Annotated in this window: 15 protein-coding genes; 12 read left to right on the top strand and 3 right to left on the bottom strand. The window is 31.3% G+C overall.

Going from position 1 to position 14,030, the window contains the following annotated elements; translation table 11 throughout:
• Positions 1 to 2: 2 nt before the first annotated feature.
• Positions 3 to 2,120 (bottom strand): xanthine dehydrogenase family protein molybdopterin-binding subunit, encoded by a 2,118-nt coding sequence (locus tag KPL51_RS08520; RefSeq protein ID WP_216159514.1) that lies wholly within the window; start codon positions 2,118 to 2,120, stop codon positions 3 to 5.
• A gap of 249 nt (positions 2,121 to 2,369) precedes the next feature.
• Positions 2,370 to 3,296 carry an NTP transferase domain-containing protein gene (locus tag KPL51_RS08515; protein ID WP_216159511.1) on the bottom strand — a complete coding sequence of 309 codons (927 nt, stop codon included), beginning with the start codon at positions 3,294 to 3,296 and terminating at the stop codon, positions 2,370 to 2,372.
• A gap of 963 nt (positions 3,297 to 4,259) precedes the next feature.
• Between KPL51_RS08515 and KPL51_RS08510 the strand changes: the two genes are divergently transcribed.
• The 7 genes from KPL51_RS08510 to KPL51_RS08480 all read left to right on the top strand — a co-directional run bounded on the left by KPL51_RS08510 (position 4,260) and on the right by KPL51_RS08480 (position 8,763).
• On the top strand, positions 4,260 to 4,640 hold the full coding sequence (locus KPL51_RS08510) for a proteasome assembly chaperone 4 family protein (RefSeq protein ID WP_216159508.1): 381 nt from the start codon (positions 4,260 to 4,262) through the stop codon (positions 4,638 to 4,640).
• Between the two features lie 202 nt (positions 4,641 to 4,842).
• Positions 4,843 to 5,328, top strand: a complete 486-nt coding sequence (locus KPL51_RS08505) for a ferritin family protein (RefSeq protein ID WP_224853786.1) — start codon at positions 4,843 to 4,845, stop codon at positions 5,326 to 5,328.
• 674 nt (positions 5,329 to 6,002) lie between these two features.
• The gene (locus KPL51_RS08500) at positions 6,003 to 6,416 is read left to right on the top strand and encodes a hypothetical protein (protein WP_216159505.1); all 414 of its coding nucleotides are present in this window, start codon (positions 6,003 to 6,005) and stop codon (positions 6,414 to 6,416) included.
• Positions 6,417 to 6,584: 168 nt separating this feature from the next.
• The gene (locus KPL51_RS08495; protein WP_216159502.1) at positions 6,585 to 6,827 is read left to right on the top strand and encodes a hypothetical protein; all 243 of its coding nucleotides are present in this window, start codon (positions 6,585 to 6,587) and stop codon (positions 6,825 to 6,827) included.
• A gap of 231 nt (positions 6,828 to 7,058) precedes the next feature.
• Positions 7,059 to 7,589, top strand: a complete 531-nt coding sequence (locus KPL51_RS08490; protein WP_224853789.1) for an Ldh family oxidoreductase — start codon at positions 7,059 to 7,061, stop codon at positions 7,587 to 7,589.
• A gap of 201 nt (positions 7,590 to 7,790) precedes the next feature.
• Positions 7,791 to 8,414 carry a DUF47 domain-containing protein gene (locus KPL51_RS08485; protein WP_216159499.1) on the top strand — a complete coding sequence of 208 codons (624 nt, stop codon included), beginning with the start codon at positions 7,791 to 7,793 and terminating at the stop codon, positions 8,412 to 8,414.
• Between the two features lie 178 nt (positions 8,415 to 8,592).
• Positions 8,593 to 8,763: a hypothetical protein gene (locus tag KPL51_RS08480; RefSeq protein ID WP_216159496.1), complete on the top strand. Its 171-nt coding sequence runs from the start codon at positions 8,593 to 8,595 to the stop codon at positions 8,761 to 8,763.
• Between the two features lie 503 nt (positions 8,764 to 9,266).
• Here the strand turns inward: KPL51_RS08480 and KPL51_RS08475 are convergent.
• Positions 9,267 to 9,548: an RNA polymerase sigma factor gene (locus KPL51_RS08475; RefSeq protein WP_216159493.1), complete on the bottom strand. Its 282-nt coding sequence runs from the start codon at positions 9,546 to 9,548 to the stop codon at positions 9,267 to 9,269.
• Positions 9,549 to 9,767: 219 nt separating this feature from the next.
• On the opposite strand from KPL51_RS08475, the gene KPL51_RS08470 reads away from it, so the two are divergent.
• From KPL51_RS08470 to KPL51_RS08450, 5 genes are all read left to right on the top strand, one after another.
• Entirely contained in the window at positions 9,768 to 10,067 is a 300-nt protein-coding gene (locus tag KPL51_RS08470) for a hypothetical protein (protein WP_216159489.1), read from the top strand.
• Positions 10,068 to 10,416: 349 nt separating this feature from the next.
• On the top strand, positions 10,417 to 11,289 hold the full coding sequence (locus KPL51_RS08465; protein WP_216159486.1) for a DUF1206 domain-containing protein: 873 nt from the start codon (positions 10,417 to 10,419) through the stop codon (positions 11,287 to 11,289).
• A gap of 321 nt (positions 11,290 to 11,610) precedes the next feature.
• Entirely contained in the window at positions 11,611 to 12,462 is an 852-nt protein-coding gene (locus KPL51_RS08460) for a polysaccharide deacetylase family protein (RefSeq protein ID WP_216159483.1), read from the top strand.
• A 170-nt stretch (positions 12,463 to 12,632) separates the two neighbouring features.
• Positions 12,633 to 13,448: a polysaccharide deacetylase family protein gene (locus KPL51_RS08455; protein WP_216159480.1), complete on the top strand. Its 816-nt coding sequence runs from the start codon at positions 12,633 to 12,635 to the stop codon at positions 13,446 to 13,448.
• Positions 13,449 to 13,721: 273 nt separating this feature from the next.
• Positions 13,722 to 13,895: a hypothetical protein gene (locus tag KPL51_RS08450; protein ID WP_216159476.1), complete on the top strand. Its 174-nt coding sequence runs from the start codon at positions 13,722 to 13,724 to the stop codon at positions 13,893 to 13,895.
• The last annotated feature ends 135 nt before the right edge of the window (positions 13,896 to 14,030 follow it).

The following is a 14,030-nucleotide window of genomic DNA, read 5'->3' as shown; positions in this document are numbered from 1 at the left end:
ATCTAGTCCTCTTTTGAGGATATTGCTCTTAGTGTATCTTCTACTGTAAATGGAATGTGCTGAACCTTCTTACCTAAAATTTGTTCTACAGCCTCTATATATGCTGCAGCGGTTCCTACATTTGGAAGTTCTCCTGCACACTTAGCTCCATAAGGCCCATAGGGATATTTGTTAACATGCATCGAAGCCTTAATAACTGGCACATCCATAGCAGTTGGTATGATATAATCGCTAAGGCTATTATTTCTAATGCGTCCTGTGCTATCATGATCCATAAATTCCATTGATGAATAACCAATGCCTTGAAGCATTCCACCCTCCATTTGCCCTACTACTATATTCATGTCAATAGGGGTTCCTACATCAAAAGATCCATATGCCCCTATAACATTGTGCTGACCTGTTAACATATCAATCTCAAGCTCTACAGCCTGAACTGACCAAGAATAGGTTGGATAAGCATCTCCACGAAATTCAGCAAGTGAGAATGGTATAAGAAACTCTGGATGTTTGTAGTGCTCCTCCATGATCTGCTCCTGTCCATCCTTCCATTCATCTTTGAGCCGTGCTGTGGCGAGGCGAACAAGCTCTCCAACTACCATAAGTGATCTTGATGCAACTGTTGGGCCAGAGTCTGGAACTTTGTCAGTATCTGGGTTACGTACTATTATTTGCTCAAATGGAATTCCCAGCTCTTTACCTGCTATTTTTGCGAAGGTTGTTTGTAGCCCTTGTCCCATATCAGTATTTGAAGTGAGAATTTCCACAGTGCCATCTTTATACTTTTTAACTTTTAGTACTGCTTTTATTAAGTCTCTTTCTCCTGAGCCTGTGAAGCCTGCACCATGGAATGCCAGTTGCATTCCTATTCCACGTCGTAATCTTCCAGTCTGTGGCTTGTCATAAAGTTCTTTTTTCTTCTTGTAATCACAAAGATTATCCACTTCTTTAATCATCTCAATCAGTGGAACGTGGAAATGAAATTTTCCATTAGTTGAAGTGTCATCTCCCTGCGTTACAATATGTTCTTGTTTAAACTCTAAGCTATTTCTTCCTTCACCTTTTGCTACGTGGTTCATAAAAAGATCCATGTCAAAGAATACCTGTGGTGCTCCAAATCCTCTGAAAGCGCCTTTAGGAACTGTATTTGTTTTGTTAGCTTTTCCGTGAACTCTTAGATTTTCTATATTGTAAACTCCAGTAGCACATATTGTTCCACGCTGAAGTACTACCGCTGAAAGTGTTGAATATCCACCTGCGTCATATATTATATCGATATCCATTGCTGTAATCTTTCCATCTTTAACAGAAGCCCTATATCTTGCAGTTGAAGGATGCCTTTTGCTAGTTGACATAATATCTTCTCTTCTATCAAATATAACTCTTACTGGTTTTTTAGCTTTCATGCTTGCTACTGCTACCTGACATGCAAGTATTGATGGATAATCTTCTTTTCCACCGAAGGCTCCACCTGTAATATCTGTTTGAACCTGAACCTTGTCCTTTTCAAGTCCTGTTGCAAGTTTCACCGCTGCATGAACATAATATGGGCATTGCATTGATCCTCTAACGGTGATCTTACCATCATGGTAGTCTGCAATCATTCCATTAGTTTCTAGATACAATTGTTCACCATAACCTGTATTTAAAATTTCATCATACACTTTGTCCGCATTTTCAAAGCACCCATCCACATCACCTTTTCCATGATGGTAATCAAAAAACGCAATTTCTGATTTAGTCATATCCAGTATGGCAGGAAGTTGCTCGTAATCGACTACAATTTTCGCTACAATTTCCTCTGTGATTTTTTCATCCGGTCCTACCACCATGAGAATTGGATCTCCAATGTATTCCACAGTATCTATAGCAAATACTGGCATGTCCTCGAGTACTATATGAACCTTATTTTCACCAAGAACATCGTCCTTGTCAACTATCATGTATCCATCTGGTAATTTTGGCAAGGTAATGCTTTTTATTTTAGCATGAGCTACAGTTGATCTCAAAAACTTACCGTGAAGAATGCCATCTATAGAAACATCTGCTACATACTTTGCCACACCTAATATTTTTTTTGAATGATCTTTTTTAAGAACTGAATTTCCTATATTATTCATAATACCCTCCTTATATTTGCTAAGGTTTTAAGTGTATTTGCATGACTCTTTTTCTTAAATCTCTTTTTTTACCTAACATTATAAAATGATGATGTTTCTTAATTTTCTGAATAATAAAATCATATAATATCGTTATCTTGTTCTTCTTAGCTCCAGTACATGATATTGTTATCATATACTACTTGGTTCGATTATATGATAACGTTGTCTAAGTTTCAAATACTTCTTGAGAAGTATTTGAAAGAATACTTAAATATCATCGGATGTTTTGTCTACAAAATACTTTTTAAATTGCTCCCAAGTATACTTATTTACCGCACTATAAAACTGGTCATAATTATCCATAAATTCTCTGCCCTTAGGGCTAAGTTGTGTTCTTCCTTCTCTTGCACCTCCGCGCCTTCTTAAAACTATTTCATAACCAAGGCTTTTTTCAAGTTCATTAATCATATCCCAAGCTTTACTTAAGGATAAAGACATCCTTTTGCAAGCGCCATTAACAGAATCATTGTCGTCTATAAGCTCAAGAAGAAGTCTTAATCTAGAATCAAGAAAAACCTTTTCTTTCCTTATATTAATAGTTAAAGCAGGCTGAAACAAACTATCATTGTGCGACGTTAGAAGTTCTTCCAATTTGTCTTCATCTTTAACTGAGCATGTAACTCCTTTATCATTTACATTAAGCCAAGTTATAGGAGCACCCAAGGAATCAATAGCTCCCTTAAGTCCATTTTCGCCATCATAGGAAAGAATACTAGGAATATGTAAACTATCAATGAGTAGGGGATGCCCACCATGCATATTATAGGATGGAATAACGATTTCATCCTTTGTTTCAATCATTTCTAGCACTGTCGTATAATTAAACATAGGCACATTTACAGGGGTTAATAAAACTCTATTACACTTACCTAGAAGATATTTAAGCCCAATCTTGTAGGAATCAATAAGTGGAGGGTTCTCATAATCCTTGTTTATAATAAAAATAGCATCTTCCCTCGCAAGATCTGATTTTATTTCCGGTTCCTCAAAACCTGTAATTACCACAATAGGCCATATGCCAGCTTTTTTATATGTAAGTACTATTCTTTGAATTAAAGATATTGAACCAACCTTTTTCATTGGATAAGCTACGCATTTGTTGGCAGCAGCAATTATTCCTCCAACTGTTCTCATGGTATCACCTCATTAAAAGATTCTTGATATCTTATTATATTCTATACTATTTTTATTAAAAATCAAACTTACAATGCTCCGAATATCTGGGCGCCGCATTACAAACAATTATTAATAGAGAGATTAAGGCTGTAGAGCCCGCAGTCTTGTCTATTTATAGGATTCAAGGTGGTATAACATAAAATAGAGGAAATGACCTTTGTGGATTTGAAGGTTGCAGTTTATCCAGGCTACAAAGCTTAATAAAATAAAAAGAAGTGTGATTAAAAGTTCTGGGGAGATGATGTTAAAATAATTTATGAAATAATAAAGCATACTGATGAAATAGATGGCGAAATAGGAAAAGTTAAAAGAGGATTTTAAGATATCTATTACTTATGGTAATGCATACCATATTATAAGAGAGCCTCAAATTAATGGAATTATTCTAGCAATATTGACAATAGTTGTAAAATTATATATACTATTATTATACACTTTAGGCATCTCCCTTAAGTATTTTAGGGGAAGTGTCTTTTGTGTTATTTGATACAATTTCATTATTGGTGTTATAAATTATATAACAAATGAAACTTTTCATAATACAGGCTATTAAAAATCAAATAAATACTGTGCTATTAAGTAATACTAGAGGGGGGGAGCCATTTAAATGTCTAGAAAAATATATATAACCAACTCAGACAAGAATAAGCTCTTGGTTATTCTGAAGGTAGTATTATAGAATGGGAAGTACCAAATGGAGTTGTGCAAATTCAGGTGAAAAAAATATTATTCCAGCCGGAAGCTCAAAAACTTTATGAGCTATAACTGTATATTCTTTAGTAGCGACTTAGTGTTCCATTTTGGAAAAACCTCTGGTACAGTAATTGAGGGTAAGTCAATGTATTAAGTTTTAATATTTTAAAAAATGAGACCTTTAATAAATTAATTATAAAGAAGAAACCTAGCAATTGAGGTGATAGTATGCAAGAGTTTTTTTTAGAGAAACACAGAATAAAAATAAATATGAAAGCTATTACAATGGGGGAGGATCTTATTGTAATTATTTCAGGAGGAGATAGTCCTCACATAGGTTGTGTAACTTTAAGTACTCCTAGACCGAGTTTATTAAATTCTAAAGTTATTAGCTCTACTACATCTGTACTAAATTTAGTAGGCCATAAAGATGATGAGGCTGCAAGATATGTGTCTAATGAAATTTCCTCTAAATTAAATAAAAATGTGGTTGTCACCTGTGGTATTCATATAGACAATATAACCGCTGAAGAAATTGAGATTACATTAAAGCTAATAAGGGAGTTAACAGAGACCTTAGTACAAAAACTGAAAATTGTTGGAATGTAATACAAAAACTGAATTATTAAAAATAGCATATTCTGAAAGAGTGTAAATTTGAAGATTCAACATATTTTGTAGACAATGTATGAATATTCATTATTTTCTTACACATTCAGATAAAAAAAGTGTAAGCTTGAATTGGAATATTCTAAATGATTTATAGATGTAAAAGTTTGAATTAGATACACGAATAGAAAGGGGCGATATTATGATAAATAATACTTTTAGTGGACTTGAAATGTTTAAAATAGCTATGCAAATGGAAGAGGAAGGGTACAATTTCTATATTAATGGAGCTAATCATACAAAAGGAAAGATCAAGGAATTTTTATCTTTCGCTGCTAGTCAAGAATTCATTCATAGAGAGAAATTTAAAAAACTTTTTGATGAATCAAGAACCAACAAAGAAATGGATTCTGAATATATATTTAATCCAGACGTAACTAAATATTTAAGCAACTTAATAGAAAATCAAGTTTTTGATAAACAAGAAAAACCAAGAGACGTGTTCACAGATTTAAAGTCAACACTTACTTATGCACTCAAAATGGAAGAACTTACAATAATCGTTTATACAAAAATGTATGAAAGTATATCTGAAAATGATGTTACAGAAATACTGTCTAGTATACTTGAAGAGGAAAAGGCTCATGCAGCATATTTTTCAAAATTACTTAAGGAAATAATAGCTTAGTTCAATGGAGGTATAATATTGAAGTAGCTTAGAAAAATAGAGCTAGTAGATAATTTTTTATCTGCTGGCTCCATTTTCTTTTCTGTGTAATAGTACCATTGTACTTGCAGATATATTTGATAACTATGACTGGAATAAAAAAATAAATTTAATTAAAGCTTATTATACAACAAAATAAATGGGGGCGATTCTAATAAAGAAATTTAAACTAACTAGAAATATATATATATTTTGTGGATTTGGTTTTTTACTATCTACTTTTCTGGAATTACGTGCGTTTCAATTAACAGCCAATAAAGCTGTTCTTGTGCCAATTTTATATGGAATTGTATCTATTCTCATGTTTATTAATGCTTATATTTATCATAAGAAAATTATTAAAGAAAATAAGAAAGATAATGAACAATAGAAGTATTTAAACTAGTGAATTAATCTGTAAACAACGATGTATCTAATAAGAAAAAATTTTTATTAATAATAAAAATATCCTACATCATAGTAATAGATGTAGGATTTCTTAAATTTATAGTTAGTTCCTTAATTACTTATGTAGCTTTGATTCAGAAGTCAAAGGAAACATATGGGAATCATATGTTGAATAGTGTTATAATAAATTCATATAAAGGTTTGGCAATTCAGTAAATTTTTAAAAATGATGGGGGGAGAGATTATATATGAAGATTAAGAAAAAAAATGGAACTTTACTGTTAGTAATTTTAGCAATCAGTATTTGTTATGCCTTAACTTATATACCTCATAAGATAGTTACCATAATGCCAGCTGAGGTAGCCACCATTAAAATTTTTGATGGCAATACAGGAAAATCTCTTATTATTAACGACAGAAAAAATATTGAACACATTATTGGAAATCTTAATACTATAAAATTTAGAAAAGGTAGATTATCTTCTCGCTATAAGGGGTATTCTTTTAATACAACTATTTATAAAATTAATGGAGAAGTATATAAACAATTCATAATTAACTCGGTAGGTAGCATCCGCAAAGACCCATTTTTTTATATAGATAGCAAAAATAGTATTGATTATGATTATATCAGAAAGTTGATATCTTACAATAATAATTAAATCTTTATAAGTTGTATTATTCATCTGCCTTTTTCGAGGGAATATTTATTGCTTTTCAAATGAAACCGATATTGACGTAAGGGGGGAGAAAAGGTTACTATGATAATTGATAAATTAGCGGACAACAAAAGGTATTAATGTATGTTTTATGAGGGGAAGTGATTAGTAATGGAATATGATAAATTAACTTATAGAATTCTAAACAGGTTAAAAGAAGGTACTTCACCTTCAGCAATCCAATTAGGTATAACAAGTAAAGAAAAAAATGATAAGCTATTCGAAATGAAGGATGCCGGTCTAATTGACTATGATTTAATTAGTAAACATCCAGCATTTGAAGGCGAACCTAGAACCATTATACTTAAACCAAAGGGTATGGAGATTGCTAAAAATAATGACATAGGAATATAGTGGGCTCCAAGCATGCCACTAGTATAAGTGTGACTTGGTGAACAGCGGTAAATTATTTAGTGAAAATTAAAAATGAGCATCAGTGGCTGAGTGGTAGCTATTGATGCTTGTTTTGATCTGCTCGCATATACTTAAACCACCAACACCACAATGCCCTATGGCTATTATCTCTTATGGAAAAAAATTATATAAAATGCTACAATGAAAGTAGAATGAAGGAGAGTGAAAATTATGAGAATTTCGTTTGAAAAGATGAATGCTGAGATTAAACGTGTAATGATAAAAGCATGTCTAACAGAAGAACAGGCACAAATTTGTGCTAAGGTTCACACGGAGTCTAGCAGAGATGGCGTTTATTCTCATGGACTTAATAGAGTCTCAAGGTTTATAGACTATGTGAATAAAGGATGGGTTGATATCAAAGCTATTCCAACTTTAGTTAAAAGTTTTGGTTGTATGGAGAACTATGATGGGAATATGGGGATAGGGATTCTAAATGCAAAGTTTGTTATGAATAGAGCAATGGAGCTTGCTAAAGAGAATAACATTGGAATTGTAGCACTTAGAAATACAACTCACTGGATGCGTGGTGGTACATATGCATGGGATGCAGCAAATGAAGGTTTGTTATCAATATGTTGGACAAATACAGAGTCTTGTATGCCAGCATGGGGCTCAAAAGTGACCTGTGTTGGTAATAATCCATTTTGTATTGGAATTCCTAGAAAAGACGGTAATATTGTACTGGATATGGCAATGTAACAGTATTCTTATGGAAAGTTACAAGTAACAAGCCTAAATGGTGAACAGCTTTTATATGCCGGTGGCTTCGACACGGTAGGAAAACTAACAACAGAGTAAAACATTTAATTTAGCAGGTATGCAGGCTTCAAATATCATAATTCCCAATAAGGAACTCAGGGATGGATATCTTAAAGAAGTTGAATCTAATGGAGGCGAAATATGGATAAAGGAAATATTTTGGATAGGTTTTTCCCAGATAAATATGATTTTTATGAGATGTTAACTAAGCAAGCAGAAATAAATGCTTTTGGGGTAGAGATGCTACAGAAATGGTTGAGTAGTGGATCTGATGAAGAAAAGCAAAAGCTGCTTTTGTATGTTAAAGAGGCTGATGAAGGTAGAATGATTATGGAAAGCAAATTAATAGAAGCTTTTACTACTCCTTTTGATAGGGCAGATATCTATTCTTTTTCTATCACAATGGATAAGATTATAAAATATACTAAATCAACACTATTGGCCATGGAAACTTATGAAGTAGCAACAGATGATACTATAACCACTATGGTTGACAAACTAAAACAGGGGATGGATTTTCTTTCAGAATCAATAAATATTCTGAAAAATAATCCGATTAATTCACAAGAAAATATAATTAAAATGAGAGCTGTGAATACTGATATAGAGCGACTTTATAGAGAGGGAATGGCTATAATATTTAACACAAGTGATTCAATGAATGCAATAAAACATAGAGAAGTATACCATTATATAAAAAATGCTTCTCTTAATTTAGAAGACACTGTGGATATATTTCATAGGATAGTTATAAGGCTTATATAGTATCATTTTAACTATATAAACTTTTTTAACGTCATAGGAAAGAGAGTTAACAAAGATTCAACATAAGCTTAACTATATCTAAAGAAATATATGATATTGTTATATTAAATATTAAAGTAATAGTGCTTCATGTAAATGTAATAATAATAATAATAATAAATATTTGGAGGTAATAAAATTGCAGAATGCTTTAATCATTTTTTGTTTGATTATTTATTATATTGCTTACAAATTATGTAGAGTAGCAAAGGTCTCTGACTGCCAGGAATTAGAGGATAAATTATTTTTAGAAATATATGTAGACAAAAGAGAAGAATTCAGAATTGAAAAATCAAATTCTTACCAATAGCCCTTTTTCAGTAATTCCCTAATTTGATTAACCATAGAATTAAATATAGACTTATTTTTAAGTGTTTTAGTTTTAAATGTTATTATATATGGTAAAGTAATAAATATATATAACTTAGAAAGGATGATCAAATTTTATGGGAATACTAGATAAAAATGATGAATCAAAATAATAATATTTGGATCAAGAGCAAAAGGAACAGTTAAATGAGAATATAGAAAAACAAATTGCTAGAGATGGGATTGTGATTTATACTCGATAATAAATTGTATTGTCACAATATTAAGAGTAGTTATATTATCATTATTTCTTATTTGAAATTACAGGCTGGATACCAATCATTGGTATCCAGTTTTTATTCATTTTTAGATAGTATTTGGAAGACAACCGGGGGATTAATTAATTCTATTTTTTTATGAAGGCAGTACAAAAGGCATTGACTATGATTATATCAGAAACTTAATAAGAAACTATGATTCACTCTTCATAGAAAGTATTTTTCATTAAATATATCCGAAATCTTCATATATTCTATCTAAAAAGTTTTTACTAGGGGTTACTTTACTGTTTTTTCTATAAAAATCTAAAATAGAATTATGTGCTATACGAAAAATCCAATTTTTACTTAATTCTACCTCAGTAATTTTATCCTTGCTTTCAAATATTTCAGTGAATACTGTAGTGATTATATCTTCTGCATTTCGTTTATTTTTTACAGCAACATAAATATATCTGTATACACAATCATAGTAAATGTCATAAAGCTGTTCGAACTTGCTTTCCATTAAGCTGTGTCCCTCCTATTATACCTTTTTATTTATAGTTTTAATTATATCCTAATTTTATCAAATAGTTGTGTCAATCTAGTTACAGACATGTTTCTAGTTTGTGAATAATCGATTTATAATAATAGAATATTTTTGTAAAATAAAGGTAATTCAATGAAAATAAAGAATTATAACGTGAGGGATTTTACAAGCTGCTAAAAAGAAGGAGTGGTGTATATGATAAAAAATTCAATTACAAATATTTATATATTAATTGTTCTGTTAGTATTTTCAATTTCAATGCTAATAGATACAAATGCAAATACAGTTGAATTGGGATTGTTCCTCTTAATATTTGCATTTGGTACACTTATAGCAATAATATCTGAAATGATAAAATATCACATTAGTAAAAACTATTATAGGAAACCTAATAACGTAAATGAGCAAAAGAAAATTGAAGCTATCCTTTCTAGAAAATATATTAATCAAGATGGAACTTATAGCTTTGACGAACTAAAGAAACTTAGAAAGTAAATGTGTTATCCTTTTTTCTAGGTTCCAGAAAAGCAACTCCACCATTTTTCCTGGATCCCTTCCTCACCTATTGCTATTGAGATTCACATGATGGGAGAGATATTTAAATAATTTTAAAGGTTATTAAGATAATTTAAAGAATATATATACTAATAATACTTTAGTTACAGGTGGTGATGCTTCTCATTAAGATGATCCATTATCGATAGCACCCATAGCAGCAAAATTAATCTCTATCTTTATATAACTGAAGAAGAAAGTTGGCTCGCCTTTGGGGCATAAAGATTACTGGAAGTGAGTAATTGCATATATACAAAGTAGTGCAGATAATAAGTAAGGCGGTGATTTCATGGCAAACAAAACAAAAGCAATACATAAAATAAAAAAAGTTGGCAAAAATATAGCTAAAAACGATACTTTTAATTCAATCGCTGAAACCATGGCACGCTTAGGCTATGCCACACGTGGGTTGATATTTTTTGTAATAGGGTTGCTGGCCTTTCTTCTTGCATTTAGAAACGGTGGAAAGACGACAGATCAGCAAGGAGCCATAGCGGCAATTGGTAGTCAGCCTGGAGGGCGGATATTATTATGCATCGTATTGATAGGTGTGATATGTTATTCATTATGGGGATTAATCCAAGTTGTGATTAATCCGCTCCATAAAAAGAATGACATAAAGGGCATTTCAGCAAGGATAGGATATTTATTTAGTTCAATTGCTTATGCTTTTCTGGCACTACCAACCTATGATCTTATCACTGATGGGTCGCGAGCCGCTGTTAATGGTAAGCAAGGAGTTCAAACCCAAAACTATGTGGCAAAAATTCTTACTATTCCTTTTGGACAATGGATGGTGGTTTTGGTTGCTATACCTGTAATCTTATTCGGAATCTTCCAGATTTTCAAGGGCATTATGCCACATTTCGGACGTCAGCTTCATCTCATCAAACTGACGTCACCTCAATTAAAATGTGTTAAAAGTTTAGGTAGATTCGGGATAATATCACGAGGCATCATCGTCACCTTAGTTGGCGTCTTTCTAATTATCGCCGCTTATACATCCAATTCAGAAAATGCTAAAGGCTTTTCTAGCACTATTATGTCTCTTATTAGTCACCCTTATGGACGTTGGCTTATGGGAATTATAGCTTTGGGATTGATGGCACTTGGAGTTTACGATTTCTTTATCGTCATATTTTTCAGGCTAAGGAAATATTAAGATATTACCCCCCGGGGGTGACTCTGAAATTGTAGAATCAAGTGATGGAAGTATAGATTGGCAAAAGGAAAGTTGTTTTTATTGAACAACTTTCTTTTTTTTTACGTAAATTTACAGATGTTGAAGGAAAAAACAATTTTATGTCGAAATGTGTATTGATATAAATATAAATATAAATATAAATATAAATATAAATATAAATCAAACACTACACTTAAAGTATACAATGTACATAATAAATTTTAATGGGCAACTACGGTGACGTTAAAAACACTGTGAAATATCTTAAGCAAGCTATTGCATTAATTAGGAGGCAAACTATTGAAAAATTCAAAATTACGCATATTAACTATAGTATCAATTATAATATTTACAGTAATATTAACAGGTTACAACCATAAGATATACTCTAAAGTATCTGCACCAAACGTAACTACCACTGAACCCTTAACGCAGTCTATAAAGATGACAAATATTAAATTACTTGGAGCCAACGTAGGAACACCTAAAGTTCCTGTATTAATGTATCATAGTGTGACAGCTGATAAAAACAACACTAACGAACTTAAAGTAAGTCAGTCAACCTTCAAAGCTCAGTTAAATTATCTAAAAGTTAATCACTACACTACAATATCACTTGACCAATTATATAGTCATATGGCAAAACATACTTCACTTCCAGCAAAGCCTGTAGTAATAACATTTGATGATGGGTATGAGGATAATTATACACTAGCTTATCCTTTATTAAAGGCAAACAATCAGAAAGCTACTGTATTTATGATTGCTAACTGTATAAACACAGAGGGCTATTTAACATCGAAACAACTTAAAATAATGGATAAAAATAACTTCATAGTAGAAAGCCATACTAATAATCACGATAATTTATCGAAACTGTCATATATAAGTCAGCTTAATACTTTAAAAAACAGTAAAGCTATTTTAGAAAAATTATTATCCAAAAGGGTTATGTACGTATCGTATCCTTTTGGTGCATACAATAAATCGACTGCAAATGCTGTACACACTTCAGTATACTATTTAGGAATAGGCACTGACAATGGATTCTCAGGTGTAACTGATAACTACTACACTATTAACAGGGTATATATAAACGCATTTTATAGCATGAGTAAGTTTGTAAACAGATTAACAGTTCCAATGAAATAAGCATATAGGTTATGGGTAAGGGTAAAAAAATTAAAAATATAAGTTCGATTTTATATAAATATTTTATGGAATATAGCAAAGTGAATAGCCTCCAACTTTTATTTGAAAGTAAATGAGCTGTCATTAGAAATATAATAAAGAAATAACTTTAGGCATATTGGAGGTTTATTATGAAAAAGAAAGTAGCTTTATTAGTAACAATACTTACAGTTCTAAGCTGTCAAGTAGCACTAGCTGCTAGTGGTATAACAAAGGTGTCATCGTTAAATGTGAAAATATCTAGTGAATCTAATAAAGCGCATTTAGCAGCAGCAATACAAAAGGTACCTGTATTAATGTATCATAAAATAGCAGCTGTATCATCAAAAACAGATGGATTAATAATAGGACAATCTGTTTTTTACTCACAGATGAACTACTTGAAAGCAAATGGGTATACTACAATAACCATGGACCAATTCTATGCTAATATTTCTAAGAGAACCGTACTACCTAAAAAGCCAGTATTAATAACATTTGACGATGGATATGAATCTAACTACACATTAGCATATCCAGTATTGAAGGCAAATAATCAAAAGGCTACTGTATTTATGATAGGAAAGAATATAGATAAAGACAGAAAATCTCTAACTTCTAAGCAGATAAAAGAAATGGATGCTAATGGATTTAGAGTAGAAAATCATACATTTAATCATGAGCAACTAGGAAAACTTTCATATGCAAGTCAATTAGCTACTATAACTAAGGCAAAACAGGCACTAGAAAAGATATTAGGCAGAAAAGTAACATATATAGCTTACCCATGTGGTTCATATACATATAATACAATACAAGCAGCACACGCAGCGGGATGTACATTGGGCCTATCTACAGATGTAGGACTTTCATCGAAAGCAGACAATCCGTACACGATTAATAGGGTATTTATTGGTCCACTAGATACATTAATAACTTTACAGCATAAATTAAACTATGGTATTTAATACCTATTATATAATTTACCTCATAATTGTATTTTATTGAGGTTTAGTAAAATAATTTAAATATTTAAAATTGATTAAAAATGTGAGGAGTTGGTATACATAAGAGAACCTGTAAGTTTATTGGGCTTTTTAATAATAGTTTTTTAAATGAAATCTATTAAGAATCTGCACGAGTTTTTATTCTTCAGTTATCTTAATTAATGCATATATTTTGTGCTTTGTTGCCATACTAGCTAGGTATTGATAAAATTTAATATATGGGAGGTTTTATTCATGCCAAAAGCTAAAGAATGTGTTGATCAAAGTATGACAAGTGTACAAAATACGGTTGCATCATTGCAACAAGCACTTAGTTCAGCAGAAAAAGAAGATAATAAAGCTAAAATTCAAACAGCAATAGATTCTCTTAATTCTGCAACCCAACAATTATCTAGTTATACAGATTAATATTATAAAATGGATTAACTAGAATTATTCCCTCAGGTTGTTTAAAAGACCAGTATAATTTTTTATTATACTGGTCTTTTGTGCGTTCAATTGCACGATAGCATTATATAGTTTAGACTTTATTAAAACGTATTA

This window comes from Clostridium bowmanii (genome assembly GCF_018861315.1).
Taxonomy (GTDB): domain Bacteria; phylum Bacillota; class Clostridia; order Clostridiales; family Clostridiaceae; genus Clostridium_AD; species Clostridium_AD bowmanii.
The sequence above is the reverse complement of the archived record's forward strand: the minus strand, read 5'-3'. Positions and strand labels throughout refer to the sequence as shown.

What these genes read in the sequence shown, in the direction of transcription:
- KPL51_RS08500 (WP_216159505.1), top strand. Translation starts at nt 6,003, where the DNA reads ATGAAGATTAAGAAAAAAAATGGAACTTTACTGTTAGTAATTTTAGCA.
- KPL51_RS08510 (WP_216159508.1), top strand. Translation starts at nt 4,260, where the DNA reads ATGCAAGAGTTTTTTTTAGAGAAACACAGAATAAAAATAAATATGAAA.
- KPL51_RS08465 (WP_216159486.1), top strand. Translation starts at nt 10,417, where the DNA reads ATGGCAAACAAAACAAAAGCAATACATAAAATAAAAAAAGTTGGCAAA.
- KPL51_RS08515 (WP_216159511.1), bottom strand. Translation starts at nt 3,296, where the DNA reads ATGAGAACAGTTGGAGGAATAATTGCTGCTGCCAACAAATGCGTAGCT.
- KPL51_RS08485 (WP_216159499.1), top strand. Translation starts at nt 7,791, where the DNA reads ATGGATAAAGGAAATATTTTGGATAGGTTTTTCCCAGATAAATATGAT.
- KPL51_RS08520 (WP_216159514.1), bottom strand. Translation starts at nt 2,120, where the DNA reads ATGAATAATATAGGAAATTCAGTTCTTAAAAAAGATCATTCAAAAAAA.
- KPL51_RS08475 (WP_216159493.1), bottom strand. Translation starts at nt 9,548, where the DNA reads ATGGAAAGCAAGTTCGAACAGCTTTATGACATTTACTATGATTGTGTA.
- KPL51_RS08450 (WP_216159476.1), top strand. Translation starts at nt 13,722, where the DNA reads ATGCCAAAAGCTAAAGAATGTGTTGATCAAAGTATGACAAGTGTACAA.
- KPL51_RS08505 (WP_224853786.1), top strand. Translation starts at nt 4,843, where the DNA reads ATGATAAATAATACTTTTAGTGGACTTGAAATGTTTAAAATAGCTATG.
- KPL51_RS08455 (WP_216159480.1), top strand. Translation starts at nt 12,633, where the DNA reads ATGAAAAAGAAAGTAGCTTTATTAGTAACAATACTTACAGTTCTAAGC.
- KPL51_RS08495 (WP_216159502.1), top strand. Translation starts at nt 6,585, where the DNA reads ATGGAATATGATAAATTAACTTATAGAATTCTAAACAGGTTAAAAGAA.
- KPL51_RS08490 (WP_224853789.1), top strand. Translation starts at nt 7,059, where the DNA reads ATGAGAATTTCGTTTGAAAAGATGAATGCTGAGATTAAACGTGTAATG.
- KPL51_RS08470 (WP_216159489.1), top strand. Translation starts at nt 9,768, where the DNA reads ATGATAAAAAATTCAATTACAAATATTTATATATTAATTGTTCTGTTA.